This is a genomic window from Pelotomaculum isophthalicicum JI, from assembly GCF_029478095.1.
In the GTDB taxonomy this organism is placed as follows: Bacteria; Bacillota; Desulfotomaculia; order Desulfotomaculales; family Pelotomaculaceae; genus Pelotomaculum_D; species Pelotomaculum_D isophthalicicum.
On the sequence record NZ_JAKOAV010000011.1, the window covers coordinates 68,712 to 95,472 of the forward strand.

Sequence of the window (26,761 nt, forward strand, 5' to 3'; positions counted from 1 at the left end):
ATGGTATGTGTTGGGTTATAATAGATTGTAATAGATGTTCAGGAAGATATATCTCTTCTACTGCGGATGAGAAGGCCGGAAAGCTCTCATTTAATTAATTTCATTTGTCCCAAGTAGCATAGTAGTTTGAAAAATTTTAGTGCAATCGACAAACTATTGTCGGAAATTGTTTTTATAATTTTTTAAGTAATTTTTTAAGTTCAATATTTGGATGTTAATATTTAGATTTTTGAACTTGCATAATAGGGGGTTGTCGGGTGGAAGAAATAGAAAGCATTCTAAGTAAAATTTCTGCTGAAATAATCTACACGAGAGACGAACCACCTTGTCAAGGAAATATGAGAGGCATACCAAAAGGGTTAGATGGTCGCCTGTATATGTTGACAATGTTAAAATACCGGAGCGGCCTATACTCACATCAGAGCAAAAGTATTGAAGCTAGTTTAAATCGCAAGCATGTGGCAATAAATACATCTACAGCATCAGGTAAGTCACTTTGTTTTATCTTACCTGTCCTAGATGAGCTGGTAAAAAACCATTCAGCAAGGAGTTTGTTTATATTTCCAATTAAGGCTCTATCAAACGATCAAATTAAAAAACTAAAAGAATGGTCGACGTTATTAAAATTAGGGGATGTTGTTCAAAAGTATGATGGCGATGTAAAAGGGGAGGAGCGTTTAAAGGCTATTAAAAACGGCCGGCTGCTGGTTTCTACCCCGGATGTTTTAAATGCGTCTTTATTAAGATTAAATAAAGAGGAATATTACGAGGAGTTCTTTGCCAATTTAAGATATGTTGTGTTGGACGAATGTCATGTCTATAGTGGCGCTTTTGGTACGCACATGGCAATGGTCGTAAGGCGGCTGCGCCAGGTGTGTAAAAATCATAATAACTCACCTCAATTCATATTGTCCAGTGCAACTATTGGATGTCCTAAAAAACATGTTCAAGCTCTTACCGGAATAGATGATATTGAAATAATTAGTGAAAAAGATAACGGCAGTCCTATGGCTGGTAAAAAATATTATCTGATCAGCCCTCCCGAGGAAAATAAGCTTAATACCTTCATTTTAAAACTCACCAGGAATTTAATATTATCCGGTAAAAAATTTTTGTTATTTTGTAATACCCGTAAAGAAGTTGAAAACTTAATAATAAATTTTAAGCAGGCATACCCCGATATTAGAGATCGGATCATGCCCTACCGGGCCGGTTATGAGGTTGAGGACAGAACTGCTATAGAAGACGCCTTAGCCAAAGGCAAACTTGCAGGACTTTTTTGTACTTCGGCCTTAGAAATGGGTATTGATATATCTCACCTTGATGTTTGTGTAATGCTTGGTCTACCCGGAAATAAAATTAGTATGGTTCAGCGCGCGGGAAGAGTAGGACGTAAAGAACCTGGTGCAGTGATTATTTGTGCAGGCGATTCACCATATGATGATTATTACTTTAGCCATCCGAAAGAACTTTTTGAAAGACCTATGGAGGAACTGATTATTAATCTTGAAAATAAACAAATTTTAATTGATCATTTTGCCTGCGCTAGAGCTGAAGCTCTTAATTTTGAGGTACCGGATTTTGATGAAGATATTTTTGATAGGGGATTTATACAAATTGCGAACCATGTGAATTTATACGACTACCCGGATGATATATTATATGATCAGTCTCCTCATTTTAAGGTTCAGATCAGGTGTGTGGATGATCCGACCTATATTATCATTCATGGTCAGCATAGTGATGACCCGCCCATCGGGCAGATTACCTATTCACAGATTTTAAGGGAGGCATACAAAGGCGCCATATATCTTCATTTAGGAAAGCGGTATAGGGTTACAAAAATTTCATACACCGATCATAAGATTTATGTCGATTCCCGCTGTCCTATGGCCCAAACTCGTCCTAAAACAGAAGTTTTTGTGAGGCCTAGAGCTACCAGCCGGGTGATAAAATCAAAAATTTGGCCCGGTCTAAAGGTATGGAAAACAAGTTTAAGTATTACGGAGAAGTTAACAGGATATACGGAAACTATGAATAAAAAGAATAATGAAGTTTCCTACCCACAGCCAATGATCAGATATTTTGTGACTAGCGGGACGGTAATTAGCCTCTCCGGGCTGGATAGCATTACTCATGGCTCGGTCATGGGTCTTGCCGGTGCATTGGAAAACGCTTATCCCATTGTTTATCATTGTTCCAAAGACGATATCGGATCTTATGCTTGGAGCAAGGAAAATAATGAAGCCCATATTTATCTGTTTGATTCTACTGCAGGAGGCCTTGGTATAACTAATAAAGTGGTAAGTTTATTTGAAAATCTGCTTCAGGTAGCGTCACACAATGTTTCCCAATGTCCAAACTGTCTTGCCAACCCGGAAACAGCGGATTATGGATGCTATAAGTGTGTAATCAGCAATAGCTGGTTTAATTACGCTGGTAATACCCGCAAGGAAACAATAAAACTAATTAATGAGTTATCAATTATAACCAGCACGCACATGCCGGCTGAAGAAGAAGTTAGAGAAGATTTTAATAGTAAAAATCATCTTTTTGACCGGCATGGCGACAAATGTTTCGGTGGTACAATGTTGGTTAGTGGTTCCCTGGTTTATACCGGAAAGCATCAAGAGGGCATTGTATTAAATAGTGCGGCCTTTAATAACGGGATTATTGAGGACAGGCTATATAGTATCCGAATAGGCGACCAGGAGGCCAAATATTTGGGGAGCAGGCTGACGCTGATCCAAGGTAAAGTCGAAAGATGGTGTATGAATTGCGGTGAGGAACTAATTGATTTTGAAGAAACATCCTGTCCGGTTTGTGGAGTTCGATTGAGATAGACATAGAAATGAGGGAAGGCAAATGACAGGACACAGAATGGAAGTTAGTGAAAGCATTGAAATGTTGTTGCGCCAATCCGGTTTCAGCATCGAACATGAACACATACAGGCCCCAAGGGATGGCAGGTATTTAAATTGCCCTGAACTGCATCCCAAGATTTTAGCTTATGTGCAAAGTAAGTTTCAGGGAAAACTGTATTTGCACCAGGCTTTGGGTATAGATGCAGCGCTTAGGGGAGAAAATGTTGTACTGGCAACTGGTACAGCCTCCGGGAAGACCATTAGTTTTGCCCTGCCTGTATTTAATGAATTACTGACCGAGCAAAATAGCCGTGCTTTATTTTTTTACCCTACAAAAGCCCTGGCCGGTGATCAATTAAAGGCATTGCAAGATATGGCTGCCAGCTTCGGTCTGGGTGATAAGATTTACCGCTTTGATGGCGATGTAGATACGGAAGGACGAAAAAAAGCCTTGCAGAAAGGGCGAATATTGCTTTGTACCCCGGATGTATTACATACTACCATGTTAAAACGAAATAATGAGAGAGAATACAGTACTTTTTTCCAAAATCTTAAATATGTAATTTTGGATGAGTGCCATATTTACAGCGGAGCGTTCGGCAGTAATATGGCTTTTGTTATGAGAAGACTGAGGCAAGTATGCCGGAGAAAAGGATCTGAATACCAAATCCTTGCTGCCAGCGCCACGTCCCGCGACCCGGGAAGGCATATGGAATTGTTGACATCGCTTAAATTTACGGTTATAGACGAAAAAGAAAACGGTACGCCATCGGTTGGCAGGCGCTTTATATTTACCGGTATTGCTGATGATAGTGAGGTCGGAAAGGCCGGTGATTTAAACCATCTAATAGCGACACTAACGGAAGGAAATTTAAGATTTATTGCTTTCTGTTATTCTCGCCGGTTAACTGAGCAATACTATAACGAACTTACTCTAGCATACCCTGCTTTGCAGAGCAAGGTAATGCCTTACCGCTCCGGCTACGAAGTGGAGGACCGCCAAAAAATTGAGAATACGCTGCGGGATGGAAAGCTTTGCGGCGTTATATCTACATCAGCCCTGGAGCTGGGGGTGGATTTGCCCAATATGGAATATTGTCTACTGATTGGTTTACCGTCAACTGCTATGAGTTTCTGGCAAAGGGTCGGCCGGGTTGGACGGAGTTCAGGTAGCCAGGGAAAGGTATTAATTTTCCCTTCTGATAACTCAATCGATGATTATTATCGCAGCCATCCAGGTAAGTTATATGAACGCCCACTCGAAGAATTAGCCCTACATTTAGATAATAGACAGCTAATTTTATCACATTATTCCTGTGCAAGGGTGGAAAGTGGAAATTTTGATAATCCAGAGCTTGCTGCCGATATTTTTGGTCAAGATTTTGTCGAACTGGAAGAAAAGATAAATAATATTGACATCGTTGATGATATTTTAACCAGTAATGATCCCCATAACCTCTTTGGAATTAGAGGTATTGATGACCCGACCTATGAAATATTTACCACCGGTGGTGATAAGCGTCTTGGCACGATCACTTGGTCTCAGATATTGAGAGAGGCTTACCCACAGGCTGTCTACAGACATATGGGTGAAGCATACCGGGTAGATAGAATTTTAAACAGAGATTATATAATTAAGGTCAAGAGAGAAAAAAAGTCAGCCGGCACATCACCGGCCGGCTATGTTACGGTAAAAGAAAAAGCTTTGGGTGGAACAATTTTTCGAAAAGCTGTTTGGCCTGAAATGTTAGAAATGTACCACAGTACAGTAGCTGTAATAACCCGTACTACGGGCTATAAAGAAAGGATCAATAATAAATGGGTCCAAACAAAATACCCAAGCCCCTTACAAAGACGAGTTATAACAGAAGGAGTATGGCTTAAGTTTTTACCACGGTTTGGAGAATGCAGGCGTAATGGTTTAAACGCCTTCGCCCATGCCGTATCTAATTTATATACAATCCATAATTCTTGTGACAGTGCAGATATTGCCACCCACGCAGTAATTAAAAAATTGGATAATTATGCGGTTATATACTTTTTTGATATTACTTCAGGGGGCTTGGGTATTTCCGCTGGTCTATTTGACGTTTTTTTAGATCTGCTCCAACCGGTAGAAGAAAGATTGCTTAAATGTGACCATTGTGATCCTGAAAGCTTCGACCGGGGCTGCCCGGCTTGCATTCAGGTGCCTAGGTGGTTTGAAGACAATGAACATCTAAGTAAAGAAGAGGCGTTATCTATTTTGTACAGGATCAAAGACCTTTGTAAGCAAACCAGCCCTCAGATAAGCATCTCTTCATCTTACCAACACCGTAGTATGGGAGGTTTTACCTCAATCAGTGACCTTGCCGATGAAATGTCAGCCGATGATATGATTGAGAGATATGGCCGGATTCTATTCCAACCTGGTGCGATAGTTGCCATGCGTTCAGGCGCTGAGGGCACGGTAGTTAAGTATTTCGAAGATGGAGGGGATATTTTTTACCATTTGGAAATGGAAAACGGAAAAGTATTAAGGGTTAAGGATATGGGGCTACGTTTAATAAAGGGTGATCAAAGATATTTATGCATTAATTGTGGGAATGAGGATGTAAACAGAGATTTATTGTGTCCACAATGCGGTGTTGAATTATTTTAAACCTTTTACACTGCGTTGATACTAACTTGACCCGTCGTGCGAGTTCCTAACCTAGAGTGGTGTAAGGGTGGGGATGTTGACGATATTATGACCACCCGAGATAAATGCACTATGCGTAACGGTTGCCGGTTGCCGTCAAAACCCATAAGAGGTGTTATACCCCGCGATAACAGACCAGCCGGGCCGCTCCAGATGCGTAACTGCGTTACAGGCTTAAAAGCTACGCGCAGCTGTGCACTCGTACCGGTATGTAGATTTATTTGTCTGAAAACGGACTATCTCGTTGTCAAAGAAAAAGAAGCAGTTGACCGGCTAGCGCCCGTCCGGGCCACTCCTATGCCGGGCTCTGTGGGTCAATTAAGTCTGCGGGCTTGCCGGCTCTGCCGGGGTCGGGCAGACTACCCGGGCTGGCATTAAAGTACTGGCTTCGTAGGTCAGCCAGCCCGGCCAGACAGCCCAGCTCTGAGGTCCTGACCATGCCTGTCTCCGGGGTCCTTCAACCCCCAGCCCCCGCCCCCAATCTTGGGAGCCGGGAGCTCCCGGCGCTTCGCTGTGCCGATACGGACAATCGCCTCCCTCTTCTCCCATTGTACTGCAGCTCCGACCCCCGTCGGCGCGGCCTCCGTGGGCCTCCCGGGCAGCTGTCAAGAGTACGCGAAAAAATATTTTTTAGCTTCGTCGGCCAGGCTTCGTGGTTAAAAATATTTTTTACGCCCTACGGCTCCGCCTCCGGCTCTTGACACCTTCCCGATCGCTGTAGTGTATGTCAAGAAAAGGAGGCTGGTACAGGTGAGGAAGATTTTAGTGAAGGTTGACGACGGCAGGTTGGGTAGAGCGGTAGCGGGTTTAGTACAGCGCAGCTTGGTTGTTGAGGATGTTGTGCGCGATAGTGGAGAGATTCGTGCGAAGGTGCGCAGCATAGGCAAGAGAGGGGTCCGTGTATATAGTGTAGCTTTTTCTATCGTAGGCCGTGGCCATGCAGTTTTTTGCAGTTGCGAAGACCGGCGGAAGCGTGGTGCGTATTGCAAACACATTGCGGCCCTGGCGCTCCATGAGTTGGGTGTACAGGCGTATGCTAGAAGCACACGTAGCACGGTTGGCTTACTGCAAATGTAGGGGGGGGTGTTTCCCCTTTTTTTGCCAACGCTCAGGTGTGGCCGGCAGCTGCCGGCCCTCTGGTAAGCAGCCGCGCTGCGGACCTATCTCCGGGTCAGGCTCCGGGATCAAAGGTAGCCACAGGCCGGCTACCGCCCGCCTGTGGCCTCATCAATTACATCATGCATGTCGGCCATAGTGCCGGCCAAGCTGGTTTTGCCGACTGAAGGAGAAGCTTCCTTCCTCCGGCGCATAGCCGGCACACTGGTCAGCTTACGGGTCCTGAACCTCCACCCGTGCTAGCGCTCCACTTCGGTGCCAGCTCCGGCTCCGGAATTGCTGGGCTGGGTTTTTAGGTCCCTGCGCCGGAAGCCGTGTGTTCCACACTCCCGCTTCGCCTCCACTCCGCAAGGCTGCCGGCTTGCTTTTGAGCCAGATTTACGGGTATGCCGGCAGCCACTTGCTCCGCTTTCTGCTTCGCTCCCGCTCCAAACACCGCTTCCGGAGCTGCCTGGGCCGGGCTCCGCAGGTCTTTGCCCGCGCCGCCAAACCTCCGGCCTGCTGTAGGCTAGAACTCTCCGGTCACAGCCTCCGGCCTGGCCGCGCTTGGTAGTGCTCCGGGGGCATGCTTCACTCCTTCATAGCTCCGCCCTGCGATGCCGGGTTCTGTGGGTCGAAGGAACTCCCGGACCTGCTAACCGCACGTTCGGGGCTTTAATTTTTCTTGAGATCACATTTTAAAAGCAAAGGTTTGGACAACTTCTAAGGATTTCCCTGCCGTCATAAACGTAATCTAAGAATAGTTGGACTGGCAGGGGGGAAAATCATGTATGCAATGCCACTTGTAGTACACCGTGATCGAACCATTTACTTATTGGAATGGCTGGACAGAGACGGCCAACTAGGACAGCGTCTAACAGATTTCGCGGACTTGGTGAAAACCCCTGAAGAAATCCACACTTACAAACTCTCTCCCTATGCTTTGTGGTCGGCAGCCGCCAAGAATATCACGGCGGACTATATTTTGTCTTTTATAGAATCGAATTCAGTAAACCAAATTCCATATTCCCTGAAAGATTCCATTCGAAGAAATATTACTGAATTTGGAACACTAAAGCTGTACAAAGAAAGCGGTTTTCTATATTTAGTGGCCTTAAGTAGAGATATCATAGATAGGGTCAGTGATGACAAAAATATTGCTGCTATGGTCCAGGGGCAGCCAAATGATGTAACACTATGTTTTCGCGCAGCAGATCGGGTTCAATTGAAAAAGATGTTATTTGGATTGGAGCTTTTCGTATGCGATGCAGCTAATGATTTGGGAGAGACTGTGGACATAAATATCTCTTCCCATACCAGGGAAGGGCTACCCTTTACCTTACGGCCTTATCAAGCGGAGGCCGTAGAGGCATATTTAAAGCACAATGCAAAGGTCGGTGGTGGCGGGGTCATCATCATGCCTCCTGGTGCAGGTAAAACACTAGTAGGTTTAAAAATCATCGCAGAATTGAAAAAGTCAGCCCTCATCATTACAAAAAACCCTGCAAGTGCCGGTGAGTGGAAAAAGGAAATTCTGGACAAAACGGATTTGGCACCCGAAAACGTGGGCCTTTTCCCTCGTTCGGGTGGTGCGTTTATGCCTGTCATAATTTCTACGTACGAACAGGCAGTAAATATCGACGAGTTTTATCAAGGGATGTCCGGATTGAAATGGGGGATAGTCATTTACGACGACGCCCATCATTTGCCCGGCCGAAACGTATGAACAGACCGCCGGTATTGAATCCCAACATAAACTTGCGCTAGCTTCAACCTTGGCGAGGGCTGACGGGAAAGGCAACCTGGTTTTTGCCTTAATTGGACCAAAGTGGTATGAGATCCTCCCCAGAACGCTGGAAAGGTTGGGTTTTCAAATACCAGTCACGTGTTATGAGATAAAGGTACCCCTCGAAGGCGTGGATAAGGAAAAGTACGAAAATGAGCGAAACTGGAGGAAATTAAGGAGAATCGCCGCCGGCAACAAGCGGAAAAAGTCAATCTTGAGCCACTTGCTGGCGGCATTCTGGACAAAGAAAGTGATTATTGTGTCCTACTATCGCAACCTGGCGGAAGAGGCCGGCAATGAACATCAAATTCCCGTAATCGCTAAAGCAGTTGTCTGCCAATATCTTCAACAATTGTTGGATGATTTTAACCAAGGAAAGATTACAAGATTAATCGGCACCTCTGCTATAGAAAAATTACCGGTGGAAAATTGCGAAATAATGATTGCTCTGTCCTATCAGCAGGGTTCAAAGAGAGAAGAATACTTAAGGCTAGGGAAAATCATAAAAAACAACAGAAGAGTGAATAGGGGGTTCTTATATTCGCTGGTGTCGGCGAAAAGCATCGAGGAAGAGGACTATTCAAAGCGACGCAGATGGCTGATCAATTACGGTTATCGGTACCGCATTCTTTCGGTGGAAGAGCTTCTGGAGGGGGATATTACTGATGAAGCTGATTGATTTTCTCGATAGGGTAGGTGAAGAGCGTGTATGGGAAATTGCGCTAGCTCTACAAGTTGTTGGAGTGGGAGATAATTTTTATTTGGGACATATTAAGAAATTAATTATAGATTTTTTGACCCATAGTAGGAGCATTGATTGGCTCTTGAACCGATTGGGTCCGCGTTCTGTCAGTACGTTAAAGAAAATGGTGTACAGCTGGAAAAGTCCCGGCCCAGGTGTAGAGAGTACGCTGTCAAGGTATGGTTTGGTTTTTCATGGTCAGATCCCTGATGATCTAAGAGAACTTTACGTTGCCCATTTTTACCCGAAAGTAGTCGGGACTTTCCCTGGTGTACCACGACCCGTCGTGACAAGTGCTTTCCTCAAACTGGTACTATTGCTGGGGTTTATTCAAAGAGAGAAAGTAGTAATGAATCCGGATAAACCCAGGAGCTTTTCTCAAAAAATGAAAAAATTATCTGGACAGTTGGGCCTCTGCGATGACCACTGGCTGCGTGAAATACTAGAATACCTGAAAGATCGCCGGCTTATTTATATTAAAAATGGGGTTATCTTTCCGGACAGGGGAAAGCTGTTATCTTGGTATAGTGACATGGGGCATGATTGCAAGTGGGACTTTTATGAGTGGGTGGCAGCAAAAACCCGTTCCGAAGAAACGCTTGAATTTTTAACTATCCTTGCACGGGCGCAACGCCAACAGGAAGACTGGATCAATGTTGAGGTTTTTTCCGGTCTGGTTCGGGTAAGAGAAATAAGTGAAAGGCTTGGGCTGGTTCGGTACATGGATAATGGTGAAAAGTGCTACGTGCAATTGACTGCCGAGGGATGGCACATTAGCAAAAAAAGCTACCCTGATGAATGGATAGAACGGGCCATTGTGGTATCGGCAGACTTTGAAACATGTATACCCTGTACGTATGATCCTCAAATCATTGCTATTATGGACTATTTTGGGGAACTGGTGACCCATGATTTCTTTTTGGTGTTCACCCTCGAAAACCTAAAAGGTAAAACTCGTGATGCCTGGTGTGATTATAGGGAATTTTTAAAGGTGCTGTCAGAAAGGAGCCGGCGCCTTCCTGATGTAGTTAGGTATAAACTTAAGCAAGATTTTCATTAACTAAAGAAGAATGATGGAAGTGCTCCCGGGTTATGCTCCGTACCTGACGGCTATGCAAAATACGAAAGAAAAGAAATGTTAACCTGTCTATTTCTGTAGATGTTAACAAAAATGCTGTGGGCCACACGTTGCGTGGCTTCCCACGGCCGGCAGTTGCCGCCTTCTTTTTACCTGGATCAATGTCCAGACGGGTGCAGCTACGCCATATTCCGCTTGAGGTGTGCAATTGAGCGCTTCCCGCCTCCTGGCAGAACATTCAGGCCGTACGCTGTGCGACGATCGACCACGCCAAACATTAGCGGTGCTATATAAAGCGACAATGCCGTTGTACTCGAAGGAGGATGCAATAGGGTCTAACTCTCGGGTCAATAAGGAAGCCCCAGGCCGGCTACGCCCACCAGGGGCCTGATTAAATGTGCATGTCAATACCTGGGGTCCGTGCATGTCGGGCAGACAGCCGGCCAGGCCGCTCTGTGGCCGGGCTCTGTGGTTCGACTGGCTGGCAGACAACCCAGCTCCGGGGTCCAGGCCTTCGCCCGCTCCTTTTCGGAGCTACGTCCTCACCCGGCGCTCAGCTGGCCAGCTTTAGGGACGGCTTCAGGGGTCGGCCGGCTGAAGTCGCTTGGGACAGGAGCCGGCTCCGGCCGCCCAGGCCAGGCTCTGGGATTGCTGCCGCGCCGCTGGCTGCGCTGGCCGCGCTGGGTCTGTCTCACGGGTCCCGAGCCGGCGGTTGCCGGCCATCTTAACGGCGGGCGGCTGCCCGCCTAAGGCTCTGCCATGAGGGAACCGGGCGCGGCTGCCGCTCTGGGTACTGGCTGGGCAGTTGCCGGCCTTATGGGAAGCCGTGGCTACGCTTAAATTCCTGGGGGATAGAAAGATACCCGCCCCTGCAAAAATTCCTCCATATCGAACCCTTGTACGCCTAGAGGGTATTTTTGAAGTGGGGGTCAATTGGTGGAGCGGTAGACTCCGGAGGTTTACTTCTGGCGGACCACTAGGCCAGCTACGTCGGCCAGCAGGCACCGACATCATGGGTGCGCCAGCCACACCCCCAACGACGGCAGGCTGGAGTTGGCAGAGGGCTCTTGGGTAGCTTGGAACGGCAGGGGCTAGCAGGCCCTTGGCATGGGCCAGGCGGGGCGGTCGGGAGAATAGGAGTGGTCAGACAGTTGAGGACCGGAGCCGGCAAAGCGGAGCGAGGAGAAGATCAGGCCTGCTACGGCAGTCAGGGCCTTGTGGAGTAACCAGGTCTTCGCCTGGGTATCAGGCTGCTCCGCGTTGTGGGTAGATGCCCGGGGGATTGGCAGGGACACCGGCCAGGCTCAGCGAGGAAATCCACGCCATACGGATCGGCCACAACGGCTACCCAAGCCCATAAGTGCCGGCGAATAGGCCCCATAAGGCCAGCTTTATAGGTTTCTGCCCAGGAACCAAGCCGGCCACCAGTATCGGACCACACCCTGCCAGGTCGGTACCCGGCCGGCCAGAAGATATTTGATACCTGCACAGGCACCGAGTACCATCGAACGCCGGCTCCGGCCGGCCGCGTCACGCCTGGGTTATTAACTATACGAACAGAGGTCCTCTCTGGAATAGTATTAGACAGAACCGGCCACAGCCGGCCACCGCGCTCTGGTCCCAGATCCGGCAAACTTGTTTTTCGCCCGGGTACCAACCAGGCCCAGCCGGTCGCTGCGGGTAACCCCGTGCGCATCAGCGACGGGACCTGCATGCCGGTATGTTTTGGCTGTTTGGCGCTGGTGTAGCCGCCACTCAGCGGAGGCTCGGTGGTAGTCTTAAAGATTAGCCCGTCCCACATGTCTCATGCGGCTTGCAAAAGACATGTGGGACGGGTTTTTTTAAAAAACTACTCCGGCTAATCCCCTCATTTTTAAACGAGGGATTCAGCTATGTTATTACCCAAATAAATTCATGGTATAATAAGAACTACAGTTCTTTGAAAAGTGAACATATCGGGTTGTATAAACGAGTCCTTGTATACGTAAGATGTTCTTGGCTCAAAGGTTAACTTTTTCTTACAAAGTATCTCCCTGGGGCTACCTACAGAGTAGTGGCGCGGTGACAGTGCCCGTAGTCTGGCGAAAGCTTATGGTCTCCGAACCTGGATACCCTTTACTTCTTCACTGAGGGGAGGAAGTTACAGGCTTTAAGTATATGTTTCTCTGCTGTTGATTTGATACGGTACGGCCCGCCTCCACCATGTTAAAAGCTACATTTTCTTGTCGAAACGCACAAGAAAATGTAGCTTTTTCTCATAATTACAACTAAAAACAGCAAGTAGTAAGCCTCACATGATGGTCATTTGACTGTCATGCTTTTTATTTTTAAAAAAGAAGGGAGTACTTAAAATGAAAAACATTATTGAAATACCAGCAAGCAAGAAAGAGATCTTACGTGTTGCCGCTTACTGCAGGGTCAGCACAGCTTATGAAGAACAGCGGACCAGTCTGGATTCGCAGATTCAATATTATACAGATTATATCAACAATCATGAGGGCTGGGTACTTGCAGGTATCTATTCTGAGCAGGCCTCAGGTACGCGCTTTGATAACAGAACCGCATTCAGCCGTATGATGAAAGACTGCCGTGCCGGAAAAATTGATTACATTATCACCAAGTCCATCAGCCGTTTTGGACGAAATACTCTTCCTTTTTTGCGAAGCTTCAATGAACTTATCGGTTTGGGTATTACAATCTACTTTGAAATGGAGTGGCTGGATTCGTCTGATTGGCGCATGCAAAAAATCATTACCGCAGCTGCGGCTGTTGCTCAAAGTGAGAGTGAATCAAAGAGTGCGAATATCAAGTGGGGAATTCAACGTAGTTTTGAAAAAGGGCATATAAAGCTGAATCATACTAACTTCCTTGGTTATACGAAAGACGAGAACGGTAAACTGGTTATTGTGGAGGAAGAAGCTGAAATTGTCCGGCTCATTTATGATTTATATCTGAATGGTTACGGTTGCCGTAAAATCAAGTCTTATCTTGAAAAGAACGGTATAAAAACTGTGACAGGGAAAGGAGAATGGAGCACATCTACCATTGATCGGATTCTTTCTAATGAAAAATATATCGGCACAGTATTGTCACAGAAAACTTTTGTTAAGGACTGCTTGACACATAAGCAGGTGAAAAATAAACGGTGAACTGCCAATGTATCTCATAGAGAAGAATCATGAAGCGATCATCACCAAAGAGGTTTTCGAGAAAGTGCAGCGTAGGAAGTCTTCATAGGTTCGATAATACGCAAACACAAAGTATCCCAACTTTGTTGCGTGCATAACATCAATTTTAATTAGGGCGAATTCACCCTAATAAAAAAGTATATTCAAGAAAAAGTATATTCAAGACCAATTGATAAGAGACTTTTGGCCTTTTCTCTCCTAAAACTACAAATAGCGCTATTTTTCTAGAAAATAATCAACTTATCGATGGAATCCGTTGTATTGTTCGCGGTATGGATGTATAATGAAATATACAGAGTTTTCCTATAAAGGACTGGATTTATGGATTATATCACAGCGCGAGAAGCATCAAGGCTATGGGGAATTACACAGCGGAGGGTCCAGGTGCTTTGCGCTCAAGGAAAGGTGCCCGGTGCTGTCCTTTTTGGAAACGCTTGGGCAATACCGAAAGATGCGGAAAAGCCGAGAGACGGAAGGTATAAGAAGAATAAACCGGAAAAGGAATAGAAATTCGGGAGAATGATACGATGAAACTGCTCCATATTGCCGATCTGCACATCGGAAAGCGTGTCAATGAATTCAATATGATCGAAGATCAGAAATACATACTGGAGCAGATCCTTCGGATAACCGACGGGGAAAAGCCGGATGGCGTTCTCATCGCCGGGGATGTCTATGATAAGAGTCAGCCTTCCGCTGAAGCGGTGGAGTTGCTCGATGAGTTTCTGACGCAATTGACTGCATTCGGGCAACCCGTTTTTATGATCAGCGGAAACCATGACTCTCCTGAGCGCCTGAGCTTTGGAAGCCGGATCATGCAGAAAAACGGACTTCATATCGCCGGTGTATTTGATGGTGTTCTGCAAAAGGTAACGCTGGAGGACGAGCATGGTATCGTCAATATATATTTACTTCCCTTTCTGAAACCGGCTATGGTGAAACCTTTCTTTGAACAGTCAATAGAGTCCTATGACGAAGCCGTGCGCGCGGTCATTTCCGCGGCGGAAATCAATACACAGGAACGAAACATCCTGCTGGCGCACCAATTTGTGATGGACGGGGCACAGCAGCCCGAGCGCTCGGAGTCGGAAAGCCTGTCTGTGGGCGGGCTGGACAATGTGGACGTATCCGCCTTTGAGGCTTTCGATTATGTTGCTCTCGGCCATTTGCACAGACCACAGGGAATCGGACGGGATACCGTCCGCTATGCCGGTTCGCCTCTGAAATATTCCTTTTCCGAAGCGCGCCATCAAAAATCAGCGACACTTTTAGAGCTTGGCGTAAAAGGCGAGCTTTCAATTCACCAGCTTCCGCTTATCCCGCTCCATGACCTGCGCGAAATCAAGGGGCCGATTGCCGAACTGCTCCGCATTGGACGGGAAGAAACGAAAAGCGCGGAAGATTATATCCATGCAACCCTGACGGACGAAGAAGAAATCTATGACGCGATTGGGCAGCTGCGTCAGGTGTATCCCAATCTGATGGTGCTGGATTTTGAAAACAGCCGCACCGGACAAGCCGTTTTCTCACAGATCGCTGCTTCCTGTGACGTTTCCAGAAAAAGCCCGATGGATTTATTTGCGGCATTTTATCAGATACAAAACAATAACGAGCTGACTCCGGAACAGGTCCGGGTGATGGAACGGATTTTTGAACAGGCGGGAGGTGCCGGAGCATGAAGCCGTTAAAAGTAGTGATGAGCGCCTTCTGCCCCTATGCCGGCAGAACCGAACTGGATCTGGCCGCATTCGGCGGTCAGGGATTATTTCTCATTACCGGTGATACCGGCGCTGGAAAGACGACCATTTTTGACGCCATTGCATTTGCGTTGTTTGGCGAGGCAAGCGGCTGCACCAGAACCGTGGATACCCTTCGCAGTGATTTTGCAGAGCCCAATACAAAGACATATGTCGAGCTTACCTTTCTGCATAAAGACAAGATATACTCCATAACGCGGAATCCCCGTTATGAACGGCCCAAAAAGAGCGGTGAAGGGGTAACGACTGAAAATTCTGATGCCACGTTGCAACTGCCGGATGGAGACATCATCACTGGCTATCGGGATGTTACGGCCAAAATAGTTGAGCTTTTAGGCATCAACTATCGGCAGTTTAAGCAAATTGCTATGATTGCCCAGGGAGAATTCCTCCAGCTTTTGCTTGCGGACAGCAAAGAACGGGGCGATATTTTTCGGCGTGTATTCAATACCGACCTCTATCAAACTGCGCAACGCTTATTGAAGGACAGTGAACGCGAAGCGAAAAAGCGCTGCGAGAGCATTGAGCAGAGTATCCTTCAATATATCTCTGGAATCGCCTGTCCTGAAAGTGAGCAAGGGCAGATGCTATCCGCTAAGATAGGCATAGCCACCATACATACTGCGGAGGATATCCTGTCTGAATTACTGGCTTTGATCACAGCGGATACAACTCTTCGGGACAGCTTAAAGCAGCAGGCAGACAGGCTGGATAAGGAACTCGCTGCGCAAATTGCCATGATAACGCAGGCCCAATATATCAATCAAGCCTTCGCCGATTTGAAAGTCGCACAAGAAAAGCAAAAAGCTCTGACCGAACGTCAGGGGGAACACAATGGGAAGAAGAAAACGCTGCAGGACGCGGAAAAGGCGCTATATACCGTCTCCCCCTTGGAAGCAGCATATTTGCGGGAGCAGGAAACCGAACAGAAACTGACACAGAGCATCACGGCACTGGATATTGAAATACAGGCACAGATAAAAGACCTGGAAACAGTACAAACCGCCTACCAAGCCGAGAAAGAAAAAGAACCGGAGCGAGAAAAGCTTGCTTCCGCAATTGACCGGCTTACAAAAATGCTTCCTCAGTATGACGCTTCCGAGCTACTTGAAAGAGAATTGGAAAAACTGGCGGAAAAGCAATCGGCAATTTGTGAGACATTGGAAAAACTCCAACAGCAAAAAGCTGATCTTTTGGCGCAGAAAAATAACCTTAATGAAGAATTGGAGCAGCTTGCGGACATAGAGGTAAAAGTGTCGGCCTGTGAGCAGGAAGCGAAACAGCTTCAAGCTACTCAATCCGGATTGCTTGATCTGCAGGGTTCCTTATCCCGGCTCAGCAAATTACAAAGTGAGAGCACCAGGCTGCTGCAGCAGTTTACTGATGCGCAAGGGGTGTTCCAAACTGTCAATACAGTTTATATGGAAAAAGAAACTGCTTTTTTCCGTGAGCAGGCGGGACTTCTGGCAGCATCACTGGAAGATGGCAATCCCTGTCCTGTATGTGGCTCCACAGTTCATCCCAACAAGGCGACGCCGGCCGCGGATGCTCCCAGCGAGGCAGAGCTAAATGAATTAAAACAGAAAACCGATCTTGCCCGGCAGAATATGCAGGAAGCCAGCGAACAGTCGGCGGCAAAGCTGGCGGAAGTCAAACTGGCGCGGGAACAGTTGGTACATGCTGCCGGAGCATATTTCCCCGATATCGATAAGAGCATCATGCAGGAGCAGCTTTCTGCCCTGATCGAATCAGCCCTGGCAGAAAGCATACAGAGAAAGAAGGAGAATGACGAGCAATACCTCCAATTAAAAGAGCAAGTCTCTCGTAAAAACCAATCTAAGGAACAACTTGCTTCGTTAGAGCGCTCCTTACAGACCAACGAGGAAGCAACGACTCTGAACGAACAACAGAAAAATAACATTATTTCAGATATTGCTTCCAAGACCGGAGAACTCAAGGCACTGAAATCCTCTTTGGAGTATGCAGACCGCCAGCAGGCTGCGGCATCTATAGAAGAATGGACGGGAAATCTAAATTCTTTGAAAGAAGCTTTCAGGCAAGCGGAAGAAGCATATCATGCACTTAAAAACAAGTTGGAGGGGAACCAAACTCTTCTTAGCGACCAGAGAGAAAGACTGACCAATACCATCCAAACCAAACAACAGGCACTGGCAGCTTACACAAAAAAGCTGTCTGAATGTGATTTCCCCAATGAGGAAGCCTATCATAGCGCATTGAAAACAGAATCGGAAATCAGCGAGTTAAAACATTCCATCGACCAGTATCAGAATGAAGTCCAAGCCGTGGAGCAGGATTTACGGAGGCTTTCCAAAGAAACCGAAAACAAGCAGAAGCAGGATATGGAACAGCTTGAAGCCGCAAAACAAAAGCTGAAGCAGGAAAAAAGGCAGGCGGATGAGTCTATCCGGACACTGATAGCGCGTTTGGGAACCAATGAACCGATTGCCAAAGCTCTAGGCAGAGCAATCTCAGACGCAGTTGCCTGCCAACAGGAATACCTTCTTCTCAGCAATCTTTCCAAAACGGCAAACGGTGAGTTGGCCGGCAAACAAAAGCTGGCATTTGAGCAGTATGTACAGGCTTCATACTTTAACCAGATTCTTATTGAAGCGAACAAGCGGCTGAAGATCATGACAAACAGCCGGTTTGAGCTTCTGCGCAGGGAAGACGCGGCCGACCTCCGCTCTCAGACCGGACTGGAAATTGATGTGCTGGATCATTATACCGGCAGGATACGATCGGTAAAGTCGCTCTCCGGTGGAGAATCCTTTAAGGCTTCTCTTTCCCTGGCACTGGGGCTTTCCGATGTGATTCAAAGCTATGCCGGCGGCGTGGAGATTGATACTTTATTTATTGATGAAGGTTTTGGAGCGCTGGATGCCGAATCATTGGAGCAGGCAATACAGACACTTGTGGGGCTTGCGGCGGGAAACCGCTTGGTTGGTATTATTTCTCATGTAAGTGAGCTGAAAGAGCGGATTGACCGGCAGGTTGTGATTAGAAAAAATAACTCGGGTAGTGATATTTATTTAAAAAGTTAGCTACAAACCATAAAAGTAATTAGCATTTATATCTATAAAACGGATTGAAAGGATTGGGGGAGGAATTATGTCTGCATATCAAAGAGGTTCTGAGTGGAGAAGATGGGATTTACATATTCATACACCGGGCACAATAAAAAATGATTTATTTAGCGGAGCAACCCTTGATGAGAAATGGGATAATTTTTATTCTGACATTGCCGCTTATATAGGTGATGGTAGCGATCCAACAAAATGTATTACCGTAATTGGAATAACGGATTATCTTTCAGTCGCCAACTATAATAAAGTAATATGTGATAATAAACTTCCAAATGGTGTTAAGTTCGTTTTGCCCAATGTTGAAATGAGAATACAACCCATCGCTGCGGATTCCCCTGTAAATATTCATTTTATATTTGATCCAGGTATTGTTGACTCTCTAGAAAGCCGATTCTTTTCTCAATTATCGTTTAGTCATGGTGGAACAAATTATTCTGCGGCACGAGATCAACTAATTCGTTTAGGGAGAAAATTAGATTCCAGTGTGGATGATATTACTGCTTACAAGAATGGCATTCAACAATTTGTACCATCACTTGACAGTGTTAAGGAAGTTTTTGAAAAAGACCCAGATCTAAGAAATTATACTATAATTGCAGTCTCTAATAGTAACAGCGATGGTGTGTCTGGAGCAACAAACCATAGTTCGTATTGCGAGACAGAGGGTGCGCCCTCACAATTGACGCTTTTTAGACAATCTATTTATCAATTTGTAGATGCAATATTTTCAGCTAAACCAAGTGACATTAGGTATTTCTTAGGTGAAGGAACTAGAGATGATATTGAAACAGTAATAAGCAAGTGTGGCTCACTGAAGCCTTGTCTGCATGGATGCGATGCGCATACAAATTCTAAAATATTTGAGCCCGATGAACAACGGTACTGCTGGATTAAGTCAAATCCAACCTTTAATGGATTACGACAAGTCCTTTATGAACCTAAAGAGCGCGTCAGAATTGGTTCATTAAAACCAGAAGAAAAACCTAGCTATTATGTGATCGATCGAGTTGAAATTGAAGATAGTGATTTTCAAACATTACCCATCTATTTTAGTGATAAGCTTACTTGCATTATTGGTGGAAAGTCCACTGGAAAGTCAATATTACTTCATAATTTAGCCACCGCTGTAGATCTAAAACAAGTTTTACAAAAAAATCAAACTGCAAAAACTAATGTAAAAACACTGAATCAGCTAAAAGTTTTCTGGGCAGATGGAGCAGTTAATTCCACAGGGGCGCAAGAAATTGATGCCCATAAGATTATTTATATTCCACAAACTTATCTTAATCGGCTAAGTGATGAAAATGAAGAGGTAACCGAGATAGATAAAATCATCCAAGATATTATATTAATTAATCAAGATACAAAGCGCATATATGATGAGGTTCAAGGGCGATACGGGAATATAAATCATCATTAGATAAAACAATCTATGATTTGCTTGATTCAAAAAGGAAACTTTCTGAAATAGAATCCACAAGAAAAGAACTTGGGACAGAAGAAGGAATAAAAAGTGAAATAGGAAAACTGCAAACTCAAAAGGAAAAACTATCTCAAGAATTGGCGTTGTCTGAAGAAGATATTAAACGCTATGATGAGGCTGTAGCGCAGATTCGTTCCATTACCATCAAAATTAAAATAATTGAATCCGAGATTATATTCTTTAGTGGCATAGATTCTGTTGTTGAAGCAAGATCTTTTTCAATTGATCTATCTGATGAAACCAGAGCAGTATTTGCTGCGGCTATTGAGAAAGCCATACAAGCGGCAAATTCTTCATGGAATAATACTAAAACTGAAATCTTGAATGAATTAACCAAAAAGAAACAAGGTTTGGAGATAGAAATAACAGAACATCAGAAAACCGAGGCTGCTTTGCATGACAAGATTATTGGAAACGAGGCGCTTTCAAATTTATCTCAATCTATTCAGACAGAAAATGCAAAACTTGAAGATTTTAAAATGCTGGATAAACAATTTAATGATGAAAAGGCTAAGTATAGTTCACTAATGAGTCAGGTGGCACAATCCATGCTTTTTTATAAAAGCCAACATGATAAATATGCAATGGCAGTAAATGATAACCCTGATTTATCTGCAAGTGATTTGGAGTTTTCTGTTGAAACCCCTTTCAGGAAAGATGCTTTCTGTGAAAAAATCAAGCTTATTTCTGATAAGCGAACTTTAAAATCTATCATTGATATTGATAACTTTAGACCGGAAGATTACACATTGGAAACGCTTACAACATTATTGAATTCTATTTTAAATGGTAATCTTCCACTAGTAAAAAATAATACTAGCGAAACAGCTCTTAGGGACATTTTAACAGACTGGTATAACATTACTTATAGCGTAAAAATGGATGGAGATCCAATAGAACTTATGTCACCCGGAAAAAAGGCGTTAGTTTTGCTAAAATTATTAATTAGTCTTGCAGATAGTAAGTGTCCCATATTAATTGATCAGCCCGAAGATGATTTAGATAATCGGTCGATATTTGATGACTTAATTCCGTTTATTAAAGAAAAAAAGAAAGAACGCCAGATTATTGCAGTTACCCATAATGCTAATATAGTATTAGGTAGTGATGCTGAAGAAATTATTGTTGCAAATCAACGTGGGAAGAATTCACCAAACAAAGCATTCCGTTTTGAATATCGATCCGGTGCCATCGAGGATGATTTGCCTATACTCAATTCTAGAAACCAAGTAGATGATGGGATTTTAAATCAACAGGGAATTCAGCAGCATATTTGTGATATTCTCGAGGGTGGAGAGAAAGCATTTGATTTGAGAAAGAATAAATATCGGATATGAATATGGCATCTTTTTTCACCTAACTTCTCATCATAATTTGTCGAAATCTGTCGTATGTGAGACTGGAAGTATAAATTTGCCATTGCGGTAATCTTATGCTTCTTTTTAGTGTGGCGAACTAGTAATACTAACCAAACTTACCAATTGATTAACCCATGTCAATTCCTCCGTCCCCTTGACACCCTAAAAATTACAAATTAAACCAAGACTTTTTGTTTTGTGCGTATATGCAATGCGGGTCTGCAAAAAATTTTCTATAGTGAATGAACTACTTCTCAAAATATAGAAGGAGCCGGCAAAGATAAAGAAGAAGTAAAATTTATGAAACATTGTGAATTATATTTTCTATCCATAATACGATCATGCTTGTATTATAATTTGCAAAGGAGATGATGGTGTATGCAGCACCGCGTTGTTACCGAGTATTCTAACGAATTACATCAACTGCTGGTTTCCGTATCAAAACATTTTTATTTTGGCAGTGACGGCAATGTAAGATACCAGGAAAAACCCATGGATGTAAATATAAAAAATTGTTACAAATCCAGGAAAGAGCACCTTGTATACTATATTTTACGGGACCACTTCAGCGGGACCTTCACTTTCCAGATTGCTACCACCAAAAGACTTGTCCCTCTTGCCGATTTCTTGCATTATGCCTGGAGTGAAGATGTGGGAGAAGAAAAATTCATCTGGGGGATGCCCGACTTTATTTTCATACCCCAGATGATTACCATGGACGGGCTCTTTTCCGGATTGAACAATATTCATGTTAATCCCTTGCATCCTCCCAGTGGTTTTGCTTCGGGAATTAGAATCATCAGGGATATTGAAGATAGTCTGTCTTTCTTTATGAACAGAACCGTAGACCATAGATTGGAGGGCATGAGCAAATTACGGTTTGAAGTATATGACTACCTCATTAATTCATCTTATCGAGATAACATATTTGTTAAATGGCAGACAAACCTGCCTTCCGAAGGGCATCCCAGAATTGTGCCCCCTTATCCCGATTTTATCCGCCTCTTTTCTAAAGGTGACGCCGGGAACTCCGGTTTGGTCCTGGTGGGTAAGGAACAGAAGGACAAGGGTGTTCAACAGGAAAAGCAAAAGCTGAAAAAGAAAAAAGCAGCCCCTGATTATCCCTCATTTTCCGAGGAAAAACTCAGCCAAGCCCAAGAATTGATCTATGACGCTTGGGAAGAACCGAACAGGCAAAAATGCCTTGCCTTGGCCCGTAAAGCATTGCGCATTTCGCCTTACTGTGCCGATGCCTATAATCTGTTGGCTGAAAAAAGCGAATCCATGGAAGAACGTCAGGATTTATACCAAAAAGGGGTACAAGCCGGTCGCACAGCCTTGGGGGATTTATTTTTTAAAAAACATGCCGGCCATTTCTGGGGATATCTTGAAACCCGGCCTTATATGAGGGCTTTGGCTGGTTTGTCGGAATGTCTTTGGAAGAACGGGCAGCGACAGAAAGCTATCGGAAACTATCAAAAGATGTTGCAATTAAATCCCAACGATAACCAGGGAATCCGCTACATTTTGATCAACTGCCTGCTGGCCGAAGCAATGGATGGGGAGGCTGAAAAACTCCTGTCGGAGTATCAGGAGTCATCATGCTTTATGTTATACAGTCAGGCCCTCTTGTCCTTTCGGAACTTAGACCGTGGCAAGTCCACCAAGCGTCTAAAGCAGGCCATTGACTCCAACCGATATGTGCCTAACTACTTGTTAGGGTTAAAGCGCATTCCCTGGTTTCTTCCTGCTGGATATTCGTGGGGAAGTGAGGAAGAGGCTGTCTTATATGCTTCTGACGCCTATGATGTGTGGAAAGATACGTCGGGTGCTTTAGATTGGCTGGCTGATGAAATTAAGAATGGTCCCATGGAGAATTAAACACTTCCACTGGTTGAATAAAATAACCGAGAAAATAAAGAGCAAAGTAGTTGTCAAACTTTAAAGAATTGATATAATAAAAAGTAGGGAAAGTAGGATTTTTTGAATAACAAGGAGGTTTTAAAAATGGCTACAAACCAGCCGATTGTAGATAATGCCAAAATTATGGCAAAAGGTCAGGTAACAATTCCCAAAGATATACGGGACATGCTCAAATTAGCTGAGGGTGAAAGAGTGACATTCATTTGCCAGGGCGATTATGCTATTGTTATGAACTCTGCTATTTATGCAATGAAAACCCTTCAAAAAGAAATGCAAGGAAAATTTGAAGCTGTGGGAATCAACTCGGACGACAATATAAATGATTTGGTTAAAGAAATACGGCAGGAGATTGAAGGTAGATGAGGATAATGGTTGATACCAATATCATTATTTCTGCCATTCGCAACCCCAATGGAACTCCCTTTGCCGCTTATGCAAAAGCGGCTCAACCACCATATAAAATTGTCTTGTGTGATCAAATTGTTGATGAAGTACGAAAAGTTTTTAATAGGAAATTCCCTGATAGTGTACCTTTGATAGAAAGATTTTTTACGTGGGCACTTTTTGAAGTAGTAAGCACGCCCAGTCAAGAAGAAGTGAACGAAAAAGAAAACATGATTAGGGATGTAAACGATAGGCCTATACTTAGAGCGGCATTAATGGCAAAGGTGGATGTCTTGATTACAGGGGATAAAGATTTTTTGGAATCTGGTATAAAAATCCCCAAAATCGTAACAGCGGCAGACTTTATAAAGGATTTTTAGTAAAAATAGCCTGCATCTAAATTGATCACACATTACATACATATGAGCTACAGTGGCCCGAGAGGGTCATTTTTGCTATCAAGAGAAAGTAGCGGTCTTCGGTTTGGTTACCGGAGACCGCTTTGTTGTTGGGTTCTGACATCCAGTGTGGTCGAAACCTGCGATTACGCTCATGACTTCGACTCGGTAAGCGAATCGAACTTATATGAGCTATAAAGGCTGGTTATTGATTTGTGCATACTTGACGTAGGAGTCCTTTGTAGGAATGATTGTTTCCCCGTCCAGTTTGGCTACTTTAATGCTTACCCATAATAGTTGTGTAATGTTGTCATAGGTGATTTCGTTGATATATTGCCTCAACAAATGGGATTGTGCCTCCTTCGGGATTTCCCTTATGTTTCGGACGAAGTCCTGAAGTTGGCCGACCACTGTACCAAGTGATGCAGTATCTTTAATATCAGCAGCGTCAATGGCATCAAGCAGTGTAGATTTCTTAGTGTTAAGCTGCTGAAGCTCCGTCTCAAGTTCATTTAAGTAGTTATTCAGTTTACCTGGGTCGGGAACCCTGTCAATGTCTTTTTGTAAAAGCTCAATACGCCGAAGAGAGAAGCTTATATCATTCTCGGTTTGTTGTAGATCGAAACGGAGATTCTTAAGTTTCTCTCCCAATTGCCGTTTAACCTCTTCTTCTAGAGTTCCGGGCAAAGATAGAATAATGAATTCCTTGATAAGCGTATCAATGACCAAATCTTCAAGATAATCTTTCTTGAAAGCCTGGAACTGGCATACCGTATTCCCTTTGCGCTGATATGCCCCACAGACATAATAACGGCGGATGTTGCGATAACCGCCACGTCCGCCGCCTTGACCACTTACCATATTACTGCCGCACCTTGGGCATTTAAAGAGGCCTCGTAGAATATAAGGAGAGCCAGTAGCTACGAATGGACTACTGGCTCTTATTCGCTGCTGGCTCTTGGTTTTTACAAGGTTGAACATCTCCTGGGTGACCAATGCCGGGTGAGCATTTGTAACTCTGATCCACTGGTCCTCCGGCTTGTATTTCTTTCCCGGTGTTTGATAGTCCTGTTTGTTCCAAACCCGGTTGCCGATGTAGGCTTCGTTATGGAGGATATGCCAGATGGTAGTGTAACTCCATTTATCGCCGCTGGGACAAGGTATGCCTTCTTCATTTAGTAATCGGGCGATCTTTTTATAACCCATACCTTCATATACGTATAGGTGGTAGATACGCTTGACGGTGGCAACTTCCTCTTCAGATCCAGGTACCCATATTGACTTGATAACGCCATTATGATCAAAGCGGTGGTTGCGGTAGCCATAAGGAGCAGAACCACCATTATGAAAGCCACGGCGGGCATTTTCCACCATACCTTTACGGGTTTCGTTTGCCAGATTCATATTGTAGAACTCTGATATAACTTCCAACATTCCTTCAAGCAGGAACCCATGAGGCGTGTCCGAGTCGGTCTGCTCTGTTACAGAATAAACGTGAACACCATGTTTCTTTAAAAGTGCCTTGTAAACAACATGATCCTCCCTGGAGCGGGAGAAACGGTCAAACTTGTGAACGACGATGCCCTCGAAGTGACGGTTTTGTTTCTTTGCAATAGCGATCATCTTTTGGAAGGCTGGCCTGTCAGCGGTTTTGGCTGACTTGCCCTCATCAACGTATTCAGCAACGAGTTTCCAGCCCTTATCCTGGCAAAATTTACAAATTGCTTTTAGTTGGGCGGGGATTGATAGTTCTTTTTCTGCTTGTTCTTTTGAAGAAACCCGGGCGTAAGCGGTCACTCGGATTTGGTTCATGTGATTCCCTCCTAAGAAAAAGTAAAACCCCGAAGACGTTCAGCCTTACGGGGTTTGTTATTATTCTTAAATTAGCAATAATAGCTTATAGTTGTTATTAAGACCTAATGTGTAACCAGTTTTTCATAGATTTAACCAGTTTCTTTATAACCATATGATCATGTCCCTTATAAACTGCCTTAGCGAGACCATAATGTTTTATCCTCGCTTCTTCTTCTGTAATAGGTTCAAAATCACTGAAGATACTTTTATTTGCTAAGTTGAATGCCTCTTCAAAGAACAGATAAATCCAACCATCTCTTTTCCCACCCCTGTTTACATTACAAGTCTTTTTCTCTTTTCCGGAAATATAGGTAAAATACTTCATATACTGGGTTTTCTCTTCTTTCTCAAAATGTAAGTTTTCTTCATCTAACGCTCTCTCTAGATGTTTCATATTCAAATAGTAAAATTCGGTCATTATATTTCCTCCCTAAAATGTAATTACTCAATAGGCATTGCTAAACTGCTAAGTGCTACTTAAACTTATTGTATCTTGTTTCTTAAATTAATGACAAGTATATTATCATCCCTCCTTAAAGAAGCCCCTTCTCTTTAAAGCTGACAAACTTACCGTCTCCAATTATGATATGATCCAGAACTTCAATCCCCATAATCTTTCCTGCATCAGCAAGCCGCCCGGTTATATCTATGTCCTCACGGCTTGGTGTGGGTTCTCCGGAAGGATGGTTGTGTACAAGGATTATGGCAGCGGCGCTATTCTTGACAGCGAATTTAAACAGTTCCCGAGGATGTACCTGGGAAGAACTCAAGGTACCGATTGATACAGTTTCTATTCTAAGTACTTGGTTTTTGGTGTTCAGCAACATTACTCGAAAGTGCTCACGGTCAAGGAAGCGCATTTCAGCCATTACAAGGTTGGCAATATTGTTGCCGCTCAGTTTCCCTATCGGGAAATGAATAGTTTTTTCTTGCCAAAGGGAGCGGTAATCTGAGACAATAATTGACGTGTGCAGCCGGAGGTTGCGCCGACAATCATTATGTCAGGAGCAGCGAGACCGACAAAATAAAAAGGAAGACGTTAAGGGCTGCAACCCCGTCTTCCTTTT

23 protein-coding genes and 1 pseudogene are annotated in these 26,761 nt (G+C 44.3%); 17 read left to right on the top strand and 7 right to left on the bottom strand.

What is annotated here, in order from left to right; genetic code table 11:
- Nucleotides 1-257 precede the first annotated feature (257 nt).
- Nucleotides 258-2,843, top strand: a complete 2,586-nt coding sequence (locus L7E55_RS07625; RefSeq protein WP_277443523.1) for a DEAD/DEAH box helicase — start codon at nucleotides 258-260, stop codon at nucleotides 2,841-2,843.
- 22 nt (nucleotides 2,844-2,865) lie between these two features.
- Entirely contained in the window at nucleotides 2,866-5,505 is a 2,640-nt protein-coding gene (locus tag L7E55_RS07630; RefSeq protein ID WP_277443524.1) for a DEAD/DEAH box helicase, read from the top strand.
- 357 nt (nucleotides 5,506-5,862) lie between these two features.
- On the opposite strand, the gene L7E55_RS07635 is transcribed toward L7E55_RS07630, so the two are convergent.
- Nucleotides 5,863-6,093, bottom strand: a complete 231-nt coding sequence (locus L7E55_RS07635; protein ID WP_277443525.1) for a hypothetical protein — start codon at nucleotides 6,091-6,093, stop codon at nucleotides 5,863-5,865.
- Nucleotides 6,094-6,294: 201 nt separating this feature from the next.
- Here L7E55_RS07635 and L7E55_RS07640 point away from each other — a divergent pair, with 201 nt between their 5' ends.
- On the top strand, nucleotides 6,295-6,621 hold the full coding sequence (locus L7E55_RS07640) for an SWIM zinc finger family protein (protein ID WP_277443526.1): 327 nt from the start codon (nucleotides 6,295-6,297) through the stop codon (nucleotides 6,619-6,621).
- 331 nt (nucleotides 6,622-6,952) lie between these two features.
- Here the strand turns inward: L7E55_RS07640 and L7E55_RS07645 are convergent, their stop codons facing one another.
- On the bottom strand, nucleotides 6,953-7,096 hold the full coding sequence (locus tag L7E55_RS07645) for a hypothetical protein (RefSeq protein ID WP_277443527.1): 144 nt from the start codon (nucleotides 7,094-7,096) through the stop codon (nucleotides 6,953-6,955).
- Nucleotides 7,097-7,426: 330 nt separating this feature from the next.
- Between L7E55_RS07645 and L7E55_RS07650 the strand changes: the two genes are divergently transcribed.
- Genes L7E55_RS07650 through L7E55_RS07660 form a run of 3 tightly spaced genes read left to right on the top strand, consistent with a single transcriptional unit; the run spans nucleotide 7,427 to nucleotide 10,227 of the window.
- Complete coding sequence (locus L7E55_RS07650; protein ID WP_277443528.1) at nucleotides 7,427-8,365, top strand: helicase-associated domain-containing protein; 939 nt, start codon at nucleotides 7,427-7,429, stop codon at nucleotides 8,363-8,365.
- A 49-nt stretch (nucleotides 8,366-8,414) separates the two neighbouring features.
- Nucleotides 8,415-9,104 (top strand): P-loop NTPase family protein, encoded by a 690-nt coding sequence (locus L7E55_RS07655; RefSeq protein ID WP_277443529.1) that lies wholly within the window; start codon nucleotides 8,415-8,417, stop codon nucleotides 9,102-9,104.
- Nucleotides 9,091-10,227, top strand: a complete 1,137-nt coding sequence (locus L7E55_RS07660) for a hypothetical protein (RefSeq protein ID WP_277443530.1) — start codon at nucleotides 9,091-9,093, stop codon at nucleotides 10,225-10,227. The genes L7E55_RS07655 and L7E55_RS07660 overlap by 14 nt, the downstream gene beginning before the upstream one ends.
- A 597-nt stretch (nucleotides 10,228-10,824) precedes the next feature.
- Here L7E55_RS07660 and L7E55_RS07665 read toward each other — a convergent pair.
- Entirely contained in the window at nucleotides 10,825-11,274 is a 450-nt protein-coding gene (locus L7E55_RS07665; protein WP_277443531.1) for a hypothetical protein, read from the bottom strand.
- Nucleotides 11,275-11,312: 38 nt separating this feature from the next.
- Here L7E55_RS07665 and L7E55_RS07670 point away from each other — a divergent pair, with 38 nt between their 5' ends.
- Nucleotides 11,313-11,471, top strand: a complete 159-nt coding sequence (locus L7E55_RS07670) for a hypothetical protein (protein WP_277443532.1) — start codon at nucleotides 11,313-11,315, stop codon at nucleotides 11,469-11,471.
- On the opposite strand, the gene L7E55_RS07675 is transcribed toward L7E55_RS07670, so the two are convergent.
- A complete protein-coding gene (locus L7E55_RS07675) occupies nucleotides 11,453-12,046 on the bottom strand; it encodes a hypothetical protein (RefSeq protein WP_277443533.1) in 594 nt (197 codons plus the stop codon). The genes L7E55_RS07670 and L7E55_RS07675 overlap by 19 nt on opposite strands.
- A gap of 550 nt (nucleotides 12,047-12,596) precedes the next feature.
- Here L7E55_RS07675 and L7E55_RS07680 point away from each other — a divergent pair.
- The 10 genes from L7E55_RS07680 to L7E55_RS07725 all read left to right on the top strand — a co-directional run bounded on the left by L7E55_RS07680 (nucleotide 12,597) and on the right by L7E55_RS07725 (nucleotide 23,822).
- Nucleotides 12,597-13,394, top strand: coding sequence for a recombinase family protein (locus L7E55_RS07680; RefSeq protein WP_277443534.1), 798 nt, complete (start codon nucleotides 12,597-12,599; stop codon nucleotides 13,392-13,394).
- 7 nt (nucleotides 13,395-13,401) lie between these two features.
- Complete coding sequence (locus L7E55_RS07685) at nucleotides 13,402-13,482, top strand: recombinase family protein (RefSeq protein ID WP_277443552.1); 81 nt, start codon at nucleotides 13,402-13,404, stop codon at nucleotides 13,480-13,482.
- Nucleotides 13,483-13,817: 335 nt separating this feature from the next.
- Nucleotides 13,818-13,940, top strand: coding sequence for a hypothetical protein (locus L7E55_RS07690; protein WP_338091189.1), 123 nt, complete (start codon nucleotides 13,818-13,820; stop codon nucleotides 13,938-13,940).
- A gap of 20 nt (nucleotides 13,941-13,960) precedes the next feature.
- Nucleotides 13,961-15,112 carry an exonuclease SbcCD subunit D gene (locus L7E55_RS07695; protein WP_277443538.1) on the top strand — a complete coding sequence of 384 codons (1,152 nt, stop codon included), beginning with the start codon at nucleotides 13,961-13,963 and terminating at the stop codon, nucleotides 15,110-15,112.
- Nucleotides 15,109-18,252: an AAA family ATPase gene (locus L7E55_RS07700; protein ID WP_277443539.1), complete on the top strand. Its 3,144-nt coding sequence runs from the start codon at nucleotides 15,109-15,111 to the stop codon at nucleotides 18,250-18,252. The genes L7E55_RS07695 and L7E55_RS07700 overlap by 4 nt, the downstream gene beginning before the upstream one ends.
- Before the next feature lie 67 nt (nucleotides 18,253-18,319).
- A complete protein-coding gene (locus L7E55_RS07705; RefSeq protein WP_277443540.1) occupies nucleotides 18,320-19,714 on the top strand; it encodes a hypothetical protein in 1,395 nt (464 codons plus the stop codon).
- A 17-nt stretch (nucleotides 19,715-19,731) separates the two neighbouring features.
- On the top strand, nucleotides 19,732-21,114 hold the full coding sequence (locus tag L7E55_RS07710) for a coiled-coil domain-containing protein (protein ID WP_277443543.1): 1,383 nt from the start codon (nucleotides 19,732-19,734) through the stop codon (nucleotides 21,112-21,114).
- Between the two features lie 399 nt (nucleotides 21,115-21,513).
- Complete coding sequence (locus L7E55_RS07715) at nucleotides 21,514-23,016, top strand: tetratricopeptide repeat protein (protein ID WP_277443544.1); 1,503 nt, start codon at nucleotides 21,514-21,516, stop codon at nucleotides 23,014-23,016.
- A gap of 126 nt (nucleotides 23,017-23,142) precedes the next feature.
- Nucleotides 23,143-23,421, top strand: a complete 279-nt coding sequence (locus tag L7E55_RS07720) for an AbrB/MazE/SpoVT family DNA-binding domain-containing protein (RefSeq protein WP_277443546.1) — start codon at nucleotides 23,143-23,145, stop codon at nucleotides 23,419-23,421.
- Nucleotides 23,418-23,822, top strand: a complete 405-nt coding sequence (locus L7E55_RS07725; RefSeq protein ID WP_277443547.1) for a putative toxin-antitoxin system toxin component, PIN family — start codon at nucleotides 23,418-23,420, stop codon at nucleotides 23,820-23,822. The genes L7E55_RS07720 and L7E55_RS07725 overlap by 4 nt, the downstream gene beginning before the upstream one ends.
- A gap of 210 nt (nucleotides 23,823-24,032) precedes the next feature.
- Here the strand turns inward: L7E55_RS07725 and L7E55_RS07730 are convergent, their stop codons facing one another.
- The 3 genes and pseudogenes from L7E55_RS07730 to radC form a co-directional block, all read right to left on the bottom strand.
- The gene (locus L7E55_RS07730) at nucleotides 24,033-25,652 is read right to left on the bottom strand and encodes a recombinase family protein (protein ID WP_277443548.1); all 1,620 of its coding nucleotides are present in this window, start codon (nucleotides 25,650-25,652) and stop codon (nucleotides 24,033-24,035) included.
- Between the two features lie 97 nt (nucleotides 25,653-25,749).
- Nucleotides 25,750-26,112, bottom strand: coding sequence for a hypothetical protein (locus tag L7E55_RS07735; RefSeq protein WP_277443549.1), 363 nt, complete (start codon nucleotides 26,110-26,112; stop codon nucleotides 25,750-25,752).
- 115 nt (nucleotides 26,113-26,227) lie between these two features.
- Nucleotides 26,228-26,590 (bottom strand): annotated as a pseudogene (radC, locus tag L7E55_RS07740) (RadC family protein); the annotation flags it as partial.
- Nucleotides 26,591-26,761: the final 171 nt, after the last annotated feature.